This window comes from Pseudomonas beijingensis (assembly GCF_030687295.1).
In the GTDB taxonomy this organism is placed as follows: domain Bacteria; phylum Pseudomonadota; class Gammaproteobacteria; order Pseudomonadales; family Pseudomonadaceae; genus Aquipseudomonas; species Aquipseudomonas beijingensis.
The window spans coordinates 3,942,062-3,957,896 of record NZ_CP117425.1; the positions used below are offsets into that span (position 1 = coordinate 3,942,062).

15 protein-coding genes and 1 pseudogene are annotated in these 15,835 nt (G+C 62.2%); 6 read left to right on the forward strand and 10 right to left on the reverse strand.

The window, feature by feature from the left end; all coding sequences use genetic code 11:
- The first annotated feature begins 6 nt into the window (after window positions 1-6).
- Both nrdD and PSH84_RS17815 read left to right on the forward strand, forming a co-directional pair.
- Window positions 7-168 carry an anaerobic ribonucleoside-triphosphate reductase gene (gene nrdD, locus PSH84_RS17810; protein WP_014339185.1) on the forward strand — a complete coding sequence of 54 codons (162 nt, stop codon included), beginning with the start codon at window positions 7-9 and terminating at the stop codon, window positions 166-168.
- A complete protein-coding gene (locus PSH84_RS17815; RefSeq protein WP_122566507.1) occupies window positions 165-860 on the forward strand; it encodes an anaerobic ribonucleoside-triphosphate reductase activating protein in 696 nt (231 codons plus the stop codon). The genes nrdD and PSH84_RS17815 overlap by 4 nt, the downstream gene beginning before the upstream one ends.
- Before the next feature lie 258 nt (window positions 861-1,118).
- Here the strand turns inward: PSH84_RS17815 and PSH84_RS17820 are convergent, their stop codons facing one another.
- From PSH84_RS17820 to PSH84_RS17835, 4 genes are read right to left on the reverse strand one after another with little or no spacing between them, the layout of a single operon-like run.
- On the reverse strand, window positions 1,119-2,486 hold the full coding sequence (locus PSH84_RS17820; protein WP_305481468.1) for a 4Fe-4S binding protein: 1,368 nt from the start codon (window positions 2,484-2,486) through the stop codon (window positions 1,119-1,121).
- Window positions 2,474-3,328: an FTR1 family iron permease gene (locus tag PSH84_RS17825; RefSeq protein WP_305481469.1), complete on the reverse strand. Its 855-nt coding sequence runs from the start codon at window positions 3,326-3,328 to the stop codon at window positions 2,474-2,476. Before PSH84_RS17825 ends, PSH84_RS17820 begins: the two co-directional genes overlap by 13 nt.
- 22 nt (window positions 3,329-3,350) lie before the next feature.
- Window positions 3,351-3,695, reverse strand: a complete 345-nt coding sequence (locus tag PSH84_RS17830) for a cupredoxin domain-containing protein (protein WP_122566511.1) — start codon at window positions 3,693-3,695, stop codon at window positions 3,351-3,353.
- 2 nt (window positions 3,696-3,697) lie between these two features.
- Window positions 3,698-4,228, reverse strand: a complete 531-nt coding sequence (locus PSH84_RS17835; protein ID WP_305470849.1) for an iron transporter — start codon at window positions 4,226-4,228, stop codon at window positions 3,698-3,700.
- Between the two features lie 204 nt (window positions 4,229-4,432).
- Between PSH84_RS17835 and PSH84_RS17840 the strand changes: the two genes are divergently transcribed.
- The gene (locus tag PSH84_RS17840) at window positions 4,433-4,660 is read left to right on the forward strand and encodes a DUF3079 domain-containing protein (RefSeq protein ID WP_122566513.1); all 228 of its coding nucleotides are present in this window, start codon (window positions 4,433-4,435) and stop codon (window positions 4,658-4,660) included.
- Window positions 4,661-4,754: 94 nt separating this feature from the next.
- On the opposite strand, the gene PSH84_RS17845 is transcribed toward PSH84_RS17840, so the two are convergent.
- The 3 genes from PSH84_RS17845 to PSH84_RS17855 form a co-directional block, all read right to left on the reverse strand.
- Window positions 4,755-6,494, reverse strand: coding sequence for a dipeptidase (locus tag PSH84_RS17845; RefSeq protein ID WP_305470851.1), 1,740 nt, complete (start codon window positions 6,492-6,494; stop codon window positions 4,755-4,757).
- A 1,149-nt stretch (window positions 6,495-7,643) separates the two neighbouring features.
- Window positions 7,644-9,644, reverse strand: a complete 2,001-nt coding sequence (locus tag PSH84_RS17850; protein WP_305470853.1) for a peptidase U32 family protein — start codon at window positions 9,642-9,644, stop codon at window positions 7,644-7,646.
- A 119-nt stretch (window positions 9,645-9,763) separates the two neighbouring features.
- Window positions 9,764-11,332: a sensor domain-containing diguanylate cyclase gene (locus PSH84_RS17855; protein ID WP_122569477.1), complete on the reverse strand. Its 1,569-nt coding sequence runs from the start codon at window positions 11,330-11,332 to the stop codon at window positions 9,764-9,766.
- A 127-nt stretch (window positions 11,333-11,459) separates the two neighbouring features.
- On the opposite strand from PSH84_RS17855, the gene PSH84_RS17860 reads away from it, so the two are divergent.
- Entirely contained in the window at window positions 11,460-11,918 is a 459-nt protein-coding gene (locus PSH84_RS17860; RefSeq protein ID WP_305470855.1) for a metallophosphoesterase family protein, read from the forward strand.
- A gap of 6 nt (window positions 11,919-11,924) precedes the next feature.
- On the opposite strand, the pseudogene PSH84_RS28805 reads toward PSH84_RS17860, so the two are convergent.
- Window positions 11,925-12,020, reverse strand: a pseudogene (locus PSH84_RS28805) (sugar phosphate isomerase/epimerase); the annotation flags it as partial.
- Between the two features lie 22 nt (window positions 12,021-12,042).
- Here PSH84_RS28805 and PSH84_RS17865 point away from each other — a divergent pair.
- Window positions 12,043-12,207 (forward strand): hypothetical protein, encoded by a 165-nt coding sequence (locus PSH84_RS17865; protein ID WP_439800572.1) that lies wholly within the window; start codon window positions 12,043-12,045, stop codon window positions 12,205-12,207.
- A 463-nt stretch (window positions 12,208-12,670) separates the two neighbouring features.
- Here PSH84_RS17865 and PSH84_RS17870 read toward each other — a convergent pair whose 3' ends face one another.
- Together PSH84_RS17870 and PSH84_RS17875 are read right to left on the reverse strand one after the other, a co-directional pair.
- Window positions 12,671-13,765, reverse strand: a complete 1,095-nt coding sequence (locus tag PSH84_RS17870) for an alkene reductase (protein ID WP_305481470.1) — start codon at window positions 13,763-13,765, stop codon at window positions 12,671-12,673.
- 50 nt (window positions 13,766-13,815) lie between these two features.
- The gene (locus PSH84_RS17875; protein WP_305481471.1) at window positions 13,816-14,655 is read right to left on the reverse strand and encodes a pirin family protein; all 840 of its coding nucleotides are present in this window, start codon (window positions 14,653-14,655) and stop codon (window positions 13,816-13,818) included.
- A gap of 122 nt (window positions 14,656-14,777) precedes the next feature.
- On the opposite strand from PSH84_RS17875, the gene PSH84_RS17880 reads away from it, so the two are divergent.
- Entirely contained in the window at window positions 14,778-15,698 is a 921-nt protein-coding gene (locus PSH84_RS17880; RefSeq protein ID WP_122569473.1) for a LysR family transcriptional regulator, read from the forward strand.
- Window positions 15,699-15,835 lie beyond the last annotated feature (137 nt).

Below are 15,835 nucleotides of genomic sequence, written 5' to 3' on the forward strand. Positions count from 1 at the left end.
TCACCCATGAATGCATCGCAAAGCCTTCCACAAGCACAGCGTCAACGTTGCGAAGTCTGGACCCGAGTGATGGGTTATCACCGCCCGGTGACGGCCTTCAACCCGGGCAAGCAGTCCGAGCACCGCGAGCGGGTGCACTTCACCGAACGCGCGGCCGGGCGTCCATGAGTCGAGTGCTACGGGTCGGGGGCATGGTGCCCCTGACCACCCTCGATTATCCGGGCCAACTGGCCTGTGTGCTGTTTTGCCAGGGGTGTGCCTGGCGTTGTCGTTATTGCCATAACCCGCAACTGATTCCGCCACGCGGCAGCGAGGAGGTGGATTGGTGCCGGGTATTGGCGTTTCTGCAACGCCGTCAGGATCTGCTCGACGCCGTGGTGTTCAGCGGCGGCGAGCCGACCTTGCAGGACGGCTTGGCGCCAGCCATGGAGGAGGTGCGGCAGATGGGCTTTCGCATCGGCCTGCACAGCGCCGGCATCAAGCCGGCGGCCTTCGCCAAAGTGGTCGGGCTTGCCGACTGGGTGGGGTTCGACATTAAGGCCTTGCCCGAAGATGCCCTCGATGTAACCCGGGTCGAAGGCAGCGGCGCTGCAAACTGGCGCAGCCTCGATCATCTGCTGGACAGCGGCGTGGATTATGAATGTCGCACGACGGTGCACTGGCACCTGTTCGACCCCGAACGGCTGCTGACCCTGGCCCGGCGCCTGAGCGAGCGCGGCGTCACCCGATTTGCCGTGCAATTGGTGCGCACCGCCCGGATGCTCGACCCCCACCTTTCCAGCGTCTCGGCGCAGGCCTTGCAGCCGGAGTTATGGGCCGCCCTGCGCGAGCTGTTCCCCTCGTTTGTGTTGCGCAGTTGAGTGGCCGGTAGCGGTGGGTCAGTTTGCAGAAGTGCTGACTGACACGCCGCCATCGCGAGCAAGCTCGCTCCCACAGGGGGCGTTGTGGCGGATACATAATTCGCAGTCACCCCGGAACCAATGTGGGAGCGAGCTTGCTCGCGATGACGGCGGTACATTCAACATGGATGCAGGCTGATCCACCGCTATCGCGAGCAGGTTCGCTCCCACAGGGGCCCTGTGGTGGACATGACTTTGTAGACCCTCGCAATCCCTCGATCACCAACCCCAGAATTGCAACCACCAGCCATACCCCACCAGGCTGCTAGCCAGGACCAGGCATGCCATGGCGGGCAAGCGTCGGATCGGCGATGCCACGGTGGACCGCAGGCGTTTCCAGCCCAGCCACAGGCTCCAGGCAATTGCCGCTGTCAGCAGCGCGGCCCTTACCGGTGAAACCCATTCCAGCAGCAGCCCTTCATAGCGCAGCAGCTTGACGGTGGTGGCCGACAGGCCGAGGAACAACCCGGCAGCGCCAAGAGGCGTCAGGGTGAGGGCCAGGGGCCGATAGGCTGTGGCATCGTCCGAGAGACATGCCGCCAGGCGCATCAATAGCATCAACGAAGTGCCCATCAGCAGAGCACTCATGCCCAGATACGCGACGATGCAAAAACCATCGAGCCAACTGAAACTGTCATTGAGTTGCGGGTAGTGGGTCAACAGCCACCAGGGCGCGTTGTCCTGTAGCGCCCAAAGCCAATCGTGACTCACCAGCCATTGGGCCAGGCCCTGCTTGAGGTCGATGAACCAGGGGCTGACGGTCCACTGAAAGGCTCCCATGGCTAGGCCGATGACGCCGAACAGCAGCAAGCGAACGTCCCAGGGCGACAGCGTCTTGGCCGTCGCTTGGAGGATTTCCGCGCTGCTGGAGCGGGCAATCAGCCGTACCGCGTCGCGCTGGCCGCTGCAGCGACCACAGGCGTGGCAATCGGCGGCGCCGCGCAGGCGACGGATGTCCAGCAGCGGCGCGCAATTGGGGGGAGGACGCCGGGGTGCAGGGTTTTCCAGCCAGCGTTGTTCGTCCACCTGGAAGTGCACCGGTGCCAAGCGGGCGAGCAGGGCAAACACACCACTGACCGGGCACAGGTAACGGCACCACACCCGCTTGCCCCGGGCGAACGACAGGCCGACGATCACCGCGGCGACGGTGGAACCGCCCAGGATCAGCAGTGCCGCCTGGGCATAGTCGTACACGCTGATCAACTGGCCGTAGACCGTGGTCAGACAGAACGCCAGGGTCGGCCAGCCGGCCCAGCGCAACCCGCGTGGCACCCCGAGGCCCTTGCCGTACTGGCTGGCCCATTCGCTCAGGGCGCCTTCCGGGCACAGCACGCCACACCAGAGGCGGCCGAACAACACGATCGACAGCAACACGAACGGCCACCAGATTCCCCAGAACAGGAACTGTGCCAGCAGCGTCAGGCTATCCAACAGCCGCGCCTGGCTGTCCGGTAATGGCAACATTGCCGGCACCACCAACAGCACCGCGTAGAACAGCACCACCGCCCATTGCACTGCACGAATGGTTGCGCCGTGGCGGCGCATGCCGTCGCCCAGGCGTTGCAGCCAGGGGTTCAGGTCGGGCATGGCAGGGTTTCCGCTTTGCGTGGCCGCAACCAACCCGCGACCACCCCCCAATAGCCCAGCCACACCAGCAATGTCATCGCACTCGGGCTGGCCCGATACCCGGTGAAATCCGCCAGGAACCCGCCGAAACCATGGCCGTCGTCGAGTAATGCGCTGCTGTCCCACAGCGCGTCGCCAATGCCGCGATACACCGCCTCGGGCCAATCCATCGCCAGCAATTGCCCGCCGACTCGCTCGATGGCACTGACCAGCAACGCCGCGCCCAACAGCAGCAGGATCGCTTCGCTGATAGCAAAGAACCGCGGCCACGAGATAAACCGACGACTGCTGTGCAGCAAGGAGACGGTCAGCAGCGACAGCACCAGCCCGGCCAGCGCGCCCACGGCGAACAAGCCCAGTTGCGGCCCGTGCAGGCGTGTCCCGGCGCCATACAGGAAAACCACGGTTTCACTGCCTTCGCGGCTGACGGCGAGCAACGCCAAGACCATCAGCCCCAGGCCGCCCTGACGGCTCAGGCGCTGGTCGGCGTGGCGTGTCAGGTCATGCTTGAGTGTCCTCGCGTTTCGGTGCATCCAGCCGACCATTTGCACGATCAACAGGCTGGCAACCAGTGCCAACGACGCCTGGAACCACTCATTGGCCGCACCGCTCATGGCCTCGCCGGCGAGTAGGATCAGGCCGGCCAGCACGCCGGACAACAACAGGCCCAACGCCGCGCCGGCCCATACAGAGCGCCGCAGTTGGCTGGCCTGTTGCTGCTGGCTGGCCCAGGCCTGGAGAATCCCGATCACCAACAACGCTTCGACGCTTTCGCGCCAGACAATAAACATCGATTGAGTCATGCAAACGCCTCCTGCTGGCCGATCACCGGGCGAGAATCCCGCCCTCGGGCAGTTGCGGGTTGAATTCATCGAAAAACGGATAGTGCCCGGGGCGCAGCGGATGGATGACCACGAAAGTCGTGACGCCGGGCGAGAGCACTTTCTCTACGCGCAATGGCGTGCTTTCGAACTCCGCCGGACCCTGGCCGACATTCTTCAGCACGATCTTGAACCGTTGCCCGGCGGGTACTTCCAGCTGCGACGGCGTGAAATACCCGTCGCGCATGCTCAATTCATAGGTGGGCAGTTCGGCCAGGGCGATTGACGGTAGCAGCAGAGCGGCCCGCGTCAGCCAGGCCAGGCATGACGGCCAGGATCGGCGGCTCATGTTCAGTACCCGCCTTTTTTACCGATCCCGGCGTAGACGAATTCATAATGCAGTTCGCAGCGCTCGAACCATGGGGCCACGCCGGTTTCCTTGTCGGTATGACGACCCAGGGACGCGTGGCCACCCGGTGGCAGGACGGTGAAGGTCAATTGGTATTTGCCCGGGCCGAGCAGCTTGACGTTGTCGCCGTAGTGCGGCCCGTCATTGGCAACCATGGCGTGGAAGTCGCCTTTGAGCGTGGTGTCGTTGCCTTGTTTCTTCAGCTGGAACGACACGTTGAGATAGGGCACGAAACTGCCTTCCTGAAAGCCTTGCTGGTTGTCCGCCGTGGCGCGGATATCCGCTTCCAGGTGCACATCCGAATCCGCCGTGGCGCGCATCATCCCAGCGGGGGCCATTTCGATCGGTTGCAAGTACACCGCGCCGACTTCCAGCCCCGGGCACAGTTGCGGTTCGCCGATGGGGTATTCCTTGGCCTGGGCCAGCGGTGGGAGCAACAGCAAGGCGAGGGACAACGGAGCAAGGGTGCGCATGATAACTTCCTGGTTGGCTAATTGATGGCGCCGAGTCTAGGAAGCTTCGCTGCGAATAATAATGATTCTTGTCAATTTTCAGCGCGAATTTTTGATCAACGAACGTGGGATCGTTCCTGCGCGGCTGTTCTTGATCAGGATCAAGGGCGGCAGCGGCCCAGCGGGGTAGGGTATGGGTACACCCATCGGTCATACGGGGTCGTCATGGCAAAGCCTTTTCCCATCAGTCCCAAGCATCCCGAGCGCATCTGCTGGGGATGTGATCGTTACTGTCCGACCAGTGCGCTGGCCTGCGGCAACGGTGCCGATCGAACGATGCACCCGGCCGAGATGATCGGGGACGATTGGTACCTGCATGGGGATTGGGGGCTGGAGTTGGTCGACATTACCGCCAAGGTCATTGACCCCAGCGCCACTCACCTGAAGGAATAAGGTGAAGGAATAAGGGTAAACCTGTGGCGAGGGAGCAAGCTCCCTCGCCACAATGAAAACCAACAGGTCTTGATAGCTGTCCCGTGCAGGCCGATCAGAGCTTCGGCAACTGCCCGATCCGTCCCATCATCTCGGTCACGATCTGCAAGTCCAAAAGGAATTGCTCCACGGTCTTGAACTCGTTGTCGTTGTGGCCGGTGTATTTGACGTCGGGCATCGCCAGGCCGAATTGCACGCCGTTTGGCAGGTCATGGACCGATGTGGCGCCGGCGGAGGTGCCGTATTTGTGTTCCATGCCGAGATTTTCAGTGGCGACGGCTAGCAGTGCCTTGACCCATTCACCCTCAGGGTTGCGGTACATCGGCGCGTCGATGGAGTAGTCGAAGGCCACCGCGACCTGGGATTGCTTGCTCCAGACGGCCAGCTTGTCGGCAATCTCAGTCTTGAGGGCTTCTGTGGTCTTGCCGACCGGTACCCGCAGGTTGACCGCCAGCTTGAACGTCTTGTCATCCATCCCGACGTAGGTCAGCGAGGCGGTCAGCGGCCCCATGAACACGTCGGAAAAGCCGATGCCTAATTTTTTGCCCAGGTAATCCAAGCCCCAATTGTTGGCGGCGTAACGGGCGGCGTCGGTGATGTGGTTGTGTTTGAGCGCAACCTTGCCGTCCAGGCCATTGATGAAGTCCAGCATCCGTGCCACCGGGTTGACGCCTGACTCGGGCTCGGAGGAGTGGGCGGAAACGCCGGTGAAGGTCAGTTGCACGTCTTTGCCGACGACCTGGGAGCCCACTTCGAAATTGCCGCCGTTGCGCTTGGCATAGTCGGTAGCGGCCTTGAGCAGGTCGGCGGCCAGCTCGGCGGGCTTGTCGCTGGCGAAGGTGGCCACGGACGTCGACGGAATCTGATTGGTCGCCAGGCCGCCGGTCAATGCGGTGATTTGCGCGCCCTTGCCCTGTGCCGCGCGGCGAGGGAAATTGGCCATGACGGTGCCGTAGCCTTTCTCGGCAATCACCACGGGATAGCCGCCATCCAGTGCCAAGTTGTAGTTGGGCGTCGGGTTGCGTTCGAAATAATAGGGAATGGCGTCGCCGGTGGTTTCCTCGGTGGTGTCGACCAGCAGCTTGAAGTTGCGCGCCAGCGGCAGCTTCTCTTCCTTGATGATCTTCATGGCGTAGAGCGCCACGACGATGCCGTTCTTGTCGTCCTCGGTGCCCCGGCCATACATGCGGTCGCCCACCAGGGTGACCTTGAACGGATCGAGACGGGTGCCGTCTTTCAACACCCAGTTTTCCGGCGTGACCGGCACCACGTCGGCATGGGCGTGGATACCGACGACTTCGTCACCGCTGCCTTCGAGTGAAATCTCATAGACGCGGTTGTCGATGTTGCGGAAGTTCAGGTTGAACGCCTCGGCCAGGCTTTTGATCTTGTCGGCGATCTTGAGGAACTCGGGGTTCTCGTGTTGGGCGACACCGTCCTTGCGAAAGGTCGGGATGGCGACCAGTTCCTTCAGCGTCTCGGTGGCAGCTTTGCCGTATTTCACTCGGGCGTAGAGGCCCAGCAGGCGATGGATTTCGTTCTGCTGTTCGGTCGACAGGGTTTTGTTGGCCTGGAAGGCGCTGATGGTCGGGCCGAGGTTGGCGGTTTTGGCGAGGTCGCTTTTGGCTACTTCGGCGAGGAATTGCCTGAAATCGGTGACTGATGTATCGGCGAAGGTTTTGACGATGGCCGTGCTTTGTTGGGCCGTGATGTTGGCGTTGGCCGACATCGCGAATGACGACAGGCTGGACAGTATGAGGGTGGCAACGGCAAGACGCTTGAACGGGCAGTTCATGGTGGCAGGCATTCCTTTGCAGGAGAGAAGTATCGTTTGATGAAACAATCACTTACAACCTAGCACCATGAACACGCGGCGGGGGAGCCCTTTGAACAGGATTGTCGCCCGGGAAAGCGAAAACGGCGCAGAAATGAAAAATCCATTCCAACCACCCGACACTCAGTGTGGGAGCTTGCTCGGGAAAGCGGTGGGTCAGCTTGCATTGATGCTGATGCTGATGCTGATGCTGATGCTGCTGACGCCATCGCGAGCAAGCTCGGCTCCCACAGGTTTTTTGGGGTGTTCACAAATCCTCAGTCCATCACAGATCCAATGTGGGAGCGAGCTTGCTCGCGATAGCGGTGGGTCAGCTTGCATTGATGCTGATGCTGCTGACGCCATCGCGAGCAAGCTCGGCTCCCATAGGTTTTTTGGGGTGTTCACAAATCCTCAGTCCACCACGAATCCAATGTGGGAGCGAGCTTGCTCGCGATAGCGGTGGGTCAGCTTGCATTGATGCTGGATGTGCCGCCGCCATCGCGAGCAAGCTCGGCTCCCACAGGTTTTTTGGGATGTTCACAAATCCTCAGCCCACCACAGATCCAATGTGGGAGCGGGCTTGCTCGCGAAAGCGGTGGGTCAGCTTGCATTGATGCTGGATGTGCCGCCGCCATCGCGAGCAAGCTCGGCTCCCACAGGTTTTTTGGGGTGTTCACAAATCCTCAGTCCACCACGAATCCAATGTGGGAGCGAGCTTGCTCGCGATAGCGGTGGGTCAGCTTGCGTTGATGCTGGATGTGCCGCCGCCATCGCGAGCAAGCTCGGCTCCCACAGGTTTTTTGGGATGTTCACAAATCCTCAGCCCACCACAGATCCAATGTGGGAGCGGGCTTGCTCGCGATAGCGGTGGGTCAGTTTGCATTGATGCTGATGCTGCTGACGCCTTCGCGAGCAAGCTCGGCTCCCACAGGTTTTTTGGGATGTTCACAAATCCTCAGCCCACCACAGATCCAATGTGGGAGCGGGCTTGCTCGCGAAAGCGGTGGGTCAGCTTGCATTGATGCTGGATGTGCCGCCGCCATCGCGAGCAAGCTCGCTCCCACAGGGGATCTGTGGCGGATGCCAGTTTTGTAAGTACCCACTGCCACAGGGGCGGTGGGTATGGGTTTAATGCGGTGCGCGCGGAATCGTCTTGAGCAGGTCTTCAGGGCTGATGTAGCCGACCACCGGTTGCGCCGTGCTGCCGGGCAATGGCAGGTCAAGGATGTGCCCCTTGATCTTGCCCACCACATGCATCTCGCAGGGTTTGCAGTCGAACTTCAGCGTCAGCACTTCATCCCCATGTATCAGTTGCATCGGCGCGACCTTGGTGCGCACGCCGGTGACGCCCTTGGCTTGCTTGGGGCAGAGGTTGAACGAGAAACGCAGGCAGTGCTTGGTGATCATCACCGGCACTTCACCGGTTTCCTCGTGGGCCTCGAACGCCGCATCGATCAGCTTGACCCCGTGGCGATGATAGAAATCCCGGGCCTTCTGGTTGTAGACGTTGGCCAGGAACGACAGGTGCGACTCCGGGTACACCGGCGGCGGGCTGGTCTCGGCCTTGCGGCCACCGCGCGGGTGGGCTTTGATGCGGGCGGCGGTCAGGGCTTCGATGGCTTCGCGGCGCAACGCCTTGAGCTGCGAGTTGGGGATGAAGAACGCCTGGGGCGCATCCAGCTCGATGGCGGTGGCGTGGTACTCGGTGGTGCCCAGTTGGCCGAGCAGGTCATGCAGTTGCTCCAAGGCCTGTTCCGGCTTGTTCGCCAGGCCGAATGGCCCCTCCAGGGCGACGCTGGCGCTGATGCCTTCCTCGCTGGTGGCGGTCAGTTCCAGGCGTTCTTCGCCCAGGCGCGCAACCCAGGCCAGGCCGACCCGGCGCTCGGAGGAGGTCTTGAGCAACGCTTGCTGCCAGTTGTGGTCCAGGTTGCGGCTCAGCGGATGGTTGGGGCGCAATTGGTACATCCCGGCCGGCATCTCGTTGGGCTCGACGCGGTAGCGGTAGCGCTTCTGGCCGTCCTCTTCGAATTCACCCTTGGGCTCGGCGATGTTGGCGCGGAAACCGACGACTTCGCGCTTGACCAGCACGTTGAGCCCGTCGCCGTTGGACAACGGATCGAAGGTCACTACTTGCAAGTCGCGCTTGCCGACCTTTTCCACCACGCCCACCGGCACGCCGGTAAAGGTTGGCGAATCGAAGGCGCCGATGTCGATCTTGCGCTCGCTGACGAAATAGTCGGTGCTGCCACGGTGGAAGGTCTTGTCCGGGTCGGGGACGAAGAAGTGGGCGGTACGGCCGCTGGACGCGCGGGCCAGGTCCGGGCGGTCTTCGAGGACATCGTCCAGGCGCTGGCGGTAATAGGCGGTGATGTTCTTCACATAGCCCATGTCCTTGTAGCGCCCTTCGATCTTGAACGAGCGCACGCCGGCTTCGACCAGGGCGCGGATGTTGGCGCTCTGGTTGTTGTCTTTCATCGACAGCAGGTGTTTTTCATAGGCGACTACCCGGCCCTGGTCATCCTTGAGGGTGTAGGGCAGGCGACAGGCCTGGGAACAGTCGCCACGGTTGGCGCTGCGGCCGTTCTGGGCGTGGGAGATGTTGCACTGGCCGGAAAAGGCCACGCACAGCGCACCGTGGATGAAGAACTCGATGGCCGCATCGGTCTCGTCGGCGATGGCACGGATTTCCTGCAGGTTCAGCTCACGGGCCAGGACCAGTTGCGAGAAACCGGCCTGGTCGAGGAACTTGGCCCGGGCCAGGGTGCGGATGTCGGTCTGGGTGCTGGCGTGCAGCTCGATAGGCGGGATATCCAGCTCCATCACCCCCAGGTCCTGGACGATCAACGCGTCGACACCGGCATCGTACAACTGGTGGATCAGCTGGCGGGCCGGCTCCAGTTCATTGTCGTGCAGGATGGTGTTGATGGTCGTGAACACCCGGGCGTGGTAGCGGTGGGCGAACTCCACCAGCCGGGCAATATCGCCCACCTCGTTGCAGGCGTTGTGACGCGCGCCGAAACTCGGGCCACCGATGTACACGGCGTCGGCGCCATGCAGAATGGCCTCGCGGGCGATGGTCACGTCGCGGGCGGGGCTGAGCAATTCCAGATGATGTTTGGGCAAGGACATTTGTTTTTAGTCAGGCTGGTCACGGTCGAAGCGCGCATTGTAGCCGGCAGGAGCCTTACAGGCACCTGTGGACTTGGGTTTGCACGATCCGGACCGATGCGCGGTGCTCCCCTCCGGGTTCACTCCGGCGTCGAGCCGGCGCTGCACCAACGGTTTCGCCCGGTGTTCTTGGCCAGGTACAAGAAGGCATCGGCGGCCCTGATCAACATGGCCGGGGTGACGTCTTCGCCGCTCGGCAGGCAGGTGGTGACGCCCGCGCTGATGGTCACGATGCCCAAGGGATGGTCGCCGTGTTCGATGTTCAAGGCCCTGACGGCTTCGAGGATTTGCTGCGCGACCTTGGCGGCCCCGGCGCTGTCGGTGTTGGGCAGCAACACGGTGAATTCTTCACCGCCATAGCGGACCGCCAGGTCACCCGGCCTTTTGATGGTCTGCCTGAGCGCGGCGGCAATCGCCCGCAGGCAATCGTCGCCGGCGGCATGGCCGTACCTGTCGTTGAAACGCTTGAAGTAATCGACGTCGAGCATGATCAGGGCCAGGGAGGAACCCTGGCGCCTTGCCAGACGGATTTCATCGGCCAAGGCGATGTCCAGGCGCCTGCGGTTGCCCAGCCCGGTCAGGCTATCGGTCAGCGCCATGTCGCGCATGGCCTGGTGGGCGCTGCGAATCTGTTTCTCCATGGTCATGCGGTAGCGCAGCTGGCTCAACACGATGAGCCCGAAGCCCACCAGTATCGCGATCAGGAAAATCAGCACCAGACCGGTCTTGAACAGGTCGCGGCGCCAGGGTGCGATGATCGATTCGCGGGACAAGCCGGCTTCCACCACCAGCGGATACGTGGTCAAGGCCCGGTAGCCGTACAGGCGCTCGGTGTCATCGACGACGGCCCTGGCTTCGGCAACCCCTTGATTGGAGGTGGGTAAATGTTCCCGGAAGATCACGCTGTTGACGAGGCTCTTGCCAATCACCGACGCGACGAAAGGACGTCGGACCAGGATCGTTCCGCTGCGCTTGGCCAGGACCAGCGCGCCTTTGCCATCGATTTTGAAGTCGCCGTAGTAGTCGACGAAATAGCTGACCTTCACGGTCCCCAGCAATACGCCGGCAAACGAGCCATCGGGGTTGTTCAAACGGCGGGAAATGGGAATGATCAGGTCGTTGGTGGAACGGCTCTTGACGACGTCGCCGATGCGCACCCCTTGATCCTCGTGGGTGCGGTGGTATTGGAAGTAGTCGCGGTCGGCGTTGTTCGCCATTTCCGGAATCACTTCCTTGTCCGTCACCAGCCATTGACCGTCCGGGCCGTAGATAAACAGCCCATGCAGTTGCGGCATGATGGCGGCTTGCTGCACCAATAGCTTATGGATGCGCGGAACGTCCATGTTCTGCAGGCCGTCGCCCTCCACGCGTTCGGCGAGGGCGGCGGTAACCACATCCACTTGTCGAATCGTATCTTCGGCGTGCTGGGCGGTCGCCCGTGCCAGGTTCGTCACCGAATCCCGGGCAGACGCAAACGCGGCGCGGTAGTCGCGCCAGGTCCGCCAGCCTTCGACGGCCAGGAAGGCGATGACGACCACGAGCATGAAACTCACGGTCAACCGAAATGCAGCTCCGGCCCGCACAGCCTGCTGGGAAAAGGCTTCATTGGGGCTTTCGATCTTGGGCTCTGGCTGCTTGCGTCCGAGCATTGACATATCCTTTCCACGATGGGGCTGCACCTTTCACGGCGCAGCCTATCCTATTCGAATTCAGCATGTTAGCTAACTGCGACGAGGCAGGTATAAGCGGCGGCACAGGATTGGGGAGAAAGGTTTCATGAAAGTTGGCGTCATTTCCGATACCCACGGCCTGCTGCGCCCCGAAGCGCTTACCGCGCTGCAAGGCTGTGAGCGGATCATTCATGCCGGTGATATCGGCAGCCCGGACATCCTCGACGCCCTGGCTTCCATCGGCGAGCTGCACGTGGTGCGCGGGAACAACGATCTGGAGGCCGAGTGGGCAGGGCACCTTGCCGATTGCCTGCAATTCGACCTGGGGGGGTGGCCGGTACTGCTGGTCCATGATATCGCGGATGTGCCGGCGCCACTCGAACCCGGCGTGAGACTGGTGACCACTGGCCATTCCCATAAACCACTGATCGAATGGCGGGGCGAGCGGCTCTACCTCAACCCTGGCAGCGCCGGCCGGCGGCGGTTCAAGTTGCCGGTGACGCTGGCGCTGCTTGAGGTGAGTGAACAGGCGATCGAGCCGCGGCTAGTCCGGTTATTGGAATGAATCCGTTTACCTGAAGTACTTGTCGACGTAGGCCTGGATTTCCTTGCGCATGAAACGCCCGGATTCATCGGCCCGTTCCTCCCAGCCGAACACGCACGCAGTGGTGTGCCACGACCTGACTCCTTTGACACGGAAGACGGGGCTGGTCCAGGCGGTGCTGTCCCATCCCGTGGTGACCATGGCCGAACAGGCGATCGCAGCACTGGTCGAGGCCACGAGCGTCACACAGCCAGGCCCGGCGCCGAGGCGGGTGGTGCCGCTTCAGATCGATGTGCCGGAAAGCACCTGACTGTTTGATGCATTCTGAGCCACCGCTATCGCGAGCAAGCTCGCTCCCACAGGGGATTGATGGTGGATGTAGATATTGCGGCCAACCGGCAACAGTGTGGGAGCGAGCTTGCTCGCGATAGCGGTATCAGATTCGACATCATTGTTGGCTGACAATCCGCATTCGCGAGCAAGCTCGCTCCCACAGGAGATTGATGGTGGATGTAGATATTGCGGCCAACCGGCAACAGTGTGGGAGCGAGCTTGCTCGCGATGGCGGTATCAGATTCGACATCATTGTTGGCTGACAATCCGCATTCGCGAGCAAGCTCGCTCCCACAGGGGACTTGCGCCACCGGAAGATCGGGGAGGACCTGGATCAAATGTGGGAGCGAGCCTGCTCGCGAATGCGGTGTGTCATTCAACCTCCATATCGACTGACTTGACGCCATCGCGAGCAGGCTTGCTCCCACAGGTCTCGGTTATTAAGCCTCTTGGCCTGTTTGGGCCTTGGCCAGGGTCGGATAGTCCGTATAACCACGCTCGTCGCCTTGATAGAACGTCGACGCATCAGGGGGGTTCAGCGCCTGGCCCCGTTTGAAACGCTCCACCAGGTCCGGGTTCGCCAGGAACGGTGTGCCGAACGCCACCAGATCTGCTTCACCGCGGCTGATGGCGGTAGCGGCGCGTTCGGCGCTGTAGCCGCCATTGGCGATGTAGGGCCCGCCGAAGCGGCGCTTGAGCTCCCGGAAGTCGAACGGGCCTTCGCCCAGTTCCACGATGTGCAGGTAGGCCAGGCCATAGCGGCTGAGCATCCTGGCGGTGTAGTCGAAAGTGGCTTGTGGGTGGCTGTCGCTCATCGAGAAGTAGCTGAAGATCGGCGACAGGCGCACACCGACACGGCTGGCCCCGAAGACTTCGATCACCGACTCGACGACCTCCTTGAGGAAACGGGCGCGATTCTCGACCGAGCCGCCGTAGGCATCGGTGCGTTGGTTGGTGCCGTCACGCAGGAACTGGTCGATCAGGTAGCCATTGGCGCCGTGAATTTCCACGCCGTCGAAACCGGCCTGTTTCGCGTTGACGGCAGCCTGGCGGAAGTCGGCGATCACGCCGGGGATTTCATCGAGCTCCAGCGCCCGTGGCAGTTCATAGGGCTTGAGGCCTTCGGGGGTGTAGATCTCGCCATCGGCCTTGATCGCCGAGGGGGCAACGGGTTGGGCGCCGTTGACTTGCACCAAGGGATGGGAAAGACGGCCCACGTGCCAGAGCTGCAAAAACATCTGCCCACCCTCGGCATGGACCGCGTCGGTCACCTGTTTCCAGCCAGTGATTTGCTCAGGGGTGAAAATCCCCGGCGTTCTCAGGTAACCCTTGCCCTGGGCCGACACCTGGGAGCCTTCGCTGATGATCAGGCCGGCGCTGGCGCGTTGGCTGTAATTCTCGGCCATCAGGGCCGTGGCCGCATCGCCTGCTCCGGCACGGCTGCGGGTCATCGGCGCCATGATCATGCGGTTTTTCAGGGACAGCTTGCCGAGTTGAACTCGGGACAACAGAAGATCGAGACCGATGTCAGTCATGATTCACCTCTAAGGGATCGGTTAAGAACAGGGATTGAATCGAGGGTCGGTCAGCCCAACCGACCCTCTTGCTGCAAAAGGGCGCCGATGCGCTGGATTTCTTGCTCGCCTTTCTCCAGAGCCGCCACGCTGGTGTGCACCGAGTAGTGGCCCATCACCAAGTCATGGGGATGCTTGACCGCCGAACCGAGCACGAAGGACGTCGCGCCCCGGGCCACGATGTCGATGGCCGCGCCGGACTCTTCGAATACCACCATTTCCCCTGCATTGGCGTTGCCGCCCGCATCGAGGCTGCCGCTGTTGACCGCCAGCCAGGCAACGCTGTGCCCGGCCGGTGGTGTGTAGCGCCAGTGCTCGTTGTCCTGCAATTGCACGGCGAGGTAATTCATGCCCGCTGGCGCCGTAACAGGGCTGCGGGTCGCGCCGTATTGGCCGAGCAATACCCGCGCCGGACCTTCACGGGGGATCTCGGAGGGTGCCAGATAGAGGCTGTGGGGCGGGGCATTTTCTTCAGCCGCCGGCAGCGCCACCCAGAGCTGGAAGCCTTGGATCGGCGAACTGGCGACCGGCCGCCCGCTGTGCCATACACCGTTGCCGGCTTGCATCCATTCCACGCCGCCGCTGGGCAGTGTGCCGGATTGGCCGGTGGTGTCTTCGTAAATCACCTGGCCTTCGATCAGATAGGTCAGCGTGGCGATTCCAGAGTGAGGGTGCATGCCGAATCCCCTTTGCATGGCGTCGGCCTTGGCGGCAATGCGATCGAGAAACACGAACGGCTTGCAGAGCTGGCCCAGGTCGCCGGGGCTCATGAGTCGGGTGATCGGCCCGTGGCTGCTGCCGGAAGTGCGATGGACGATGACGCGCGGCGGTGCTGCGACGATGCTGTTCATGGGATTGCCTCCAAGTCTTGGGCGTTGGGCCTCGATGGGAGAAGGATAAGTGCCTGCCAATGGATTGATTAGCCGATACAATCGGATTGAACTCATCCATTAAACGAAGGAATGTCGGCGCCATGCTCGATCTCAACGATGTCGCGCTGTTTGTCCAGGTGGTCCGCAGCGGCAGCTTCGCCGAGGCGGCCAGGCGCTTGGGCATGCCTGCCAACACCGTCAGCCGCCGGGTCCAACAGTTGGAGGCGCAGTTGGAGTCGCGACTTCTGCAGCGCTCGACCCGCAAACTCACGTTGACCCAGGTGGGCCAGGGGTTTTATGAGCGCTGCGTGGAGGCGGTGGATGGTCTGATGGATGCAGGGCAGGAACTGATGATGGGTAGCGAAGAGCCCAGCGGCCTGGTGCGTATCGCGGCGCCGGCGGATTTTTTCGATTTTTTCCCGATGGAATGGGTGGCCGACTTTTTAGCCGCACACCCTCGTGTGCAACTCGATTTTGTGCTCAGCGATGCCCGTGTCGACCTGATTGCCGACCGCATCGACGTGGCCTTTCGCGGCGGTCCGCTGCAGGACTCTGGGTATGTCGGTCGCCAACTGCTGCAGAACGACGGTGACGGCATGGTTGCCAGTCCCGCCTACATTGCCGCACGCGGCGTACCGCGTTCGCTGCAGGACCTGGCTCACCACGACGGCGTGAGCTTCGCCCACCCCAGCGGCTTGACCGACTGGCGACTCGTCGGCCCGGACGGTATCGAGGAACACGTGCAGATCGCCAGCCGATTCCATGCCAACACCGCCCAAGCGTTGCGCAGGGCAACCGTCGCCGGTCTGGGCATCGCCGTGCTGCCAGGGGCACTGAGCGCTCTCGACCTGGAAGCCGGAAGGCTGGTGCGCGTGCTGCCGCAGTACCAACGCAGCGGCTTCGGCCTGAATGTGCTGTATCCGAGCCGGCGGCAGTTGCCGCTGGCGGTTTCGGCGTTCATCGGGTTGGTGATGGAGAAGCTGGAGCTCAAGGCGTTTCCGGCGCGCACACAAAAAATCTGACACTCCCCATTTGTGCCGCTCCTGGATATTGTGGCGAGGGGATTTATCCCCGCTGGGCTGCGCAGCAGCCCTTCTAAACAGTCAACTCAATCTGCCTGACACACCGGGTTGTTGGTATTAGGGCCGCTCCGCGCTCC

Excerpts from the sequence above, each read along its gene's own strand:
- nrdD (WP_014339185.1), top strand. The coding sequence starts at position 7 with ATGAATGCATCGCAAAGCCTTCCACAAGCACAGCGTCAACGTTGCGAA.
- PSH84_RS17815 (WP_122566507.1), top strand. The coding sequence starts at position 165 with ATGAGTCGAGTGCTACGGGTCGGGGGCATGGTGCCCCTGACCACCCTC.
- PSH84_RS17820 (WP_305481468.1), bottom strand. The coding sequence starts at position 2,486 with ATGCCCGACCTGAACCCCTGGCTGCAACGCCTGGGCGACGGCATGCGC.
- PSH84_RS17825 (WP_305481469.1), bottom strand. The coding sequence starts at position 3,328 with ATGACTCAATCGATGTTTATTGTCTGGCGCGAAAGCGTCGAAGCGTTG.
- PSH84_RS17830 (WP_122566511.1), bottom strand. The coding sequence starts at position 3,695 with ATGAGCCGCCGATCCTGGCCGTCATGCCTGGCCTGGCTGACGCGGGCC.
- PSH84_RS17835 (WP_305470849.1), bottom strand. The coding sequence starts at position 4,228 with ATGCGCACCCTTGCTCCGTTGTCCCTCGCCTTGCTGTTGCTCCCACCG.
- PSH84_RS17840 (WP_122566513.1), top strand. The coding sequence starts at position 4,433 with ATGGCAAAGCCTTTTCCCATCAGTCCCAAGCATCCCGAGCGCATCTGC.
- PSH84_RS17845 (WP_305470851.1), bottom strand. The coding sequence starts at position 6,494 with ATGAACTGCCCGTTCAAGCGTCTTGCCGTTGCCACCCTCATACTGTCC.
- PSH84_RS17850 (WP_305470853.1), bottom strand. The coding sequence starts at position 9,644 with ATGTCCTTGCCCAAACATCATCTGGAATTGCTCAGCCCCGCCCGCGAC.
- PSH84_RS17855 (WP_122569477.1), bottom strand. The coding sequence starts at position 11,332 with ATGCTCGGACGCAAGCAGCCAGAGCCCAAGATCGAAAGCCCCAATGAA.
- PSH84_RS17860 (WP_305470855.1), top strand. The coding sequence starts at position 11,460 with ATGAAAGTTGGCGTCATTTCCGATACCCACGGCCTGCTGCGCCCCGAA.
- PSH84_RS17870 (WP_305481470.1), bottom strand. The coding sequence starts at position 13,765 with ATGACTGACATCGGTCTCGATCTTCTGTTGTCCCGAGTTCAACTCGGC.
- PSH84_RS17875 (WP_305481471.1), bottom strand. The coding sequence starts at position 14,655 with ATGAACAGCATCGTCGCAGCACCGCCGCGCGTCATCGTCCATCGCACT.
- PSH84_RS17880 (WP_122569473.1), top strand. The coding sequence starts at position 14,778 with ATGCTCGATCTCAACGATGTCGCGCTGTTTGTCCAGGTGGTCCGCAGC.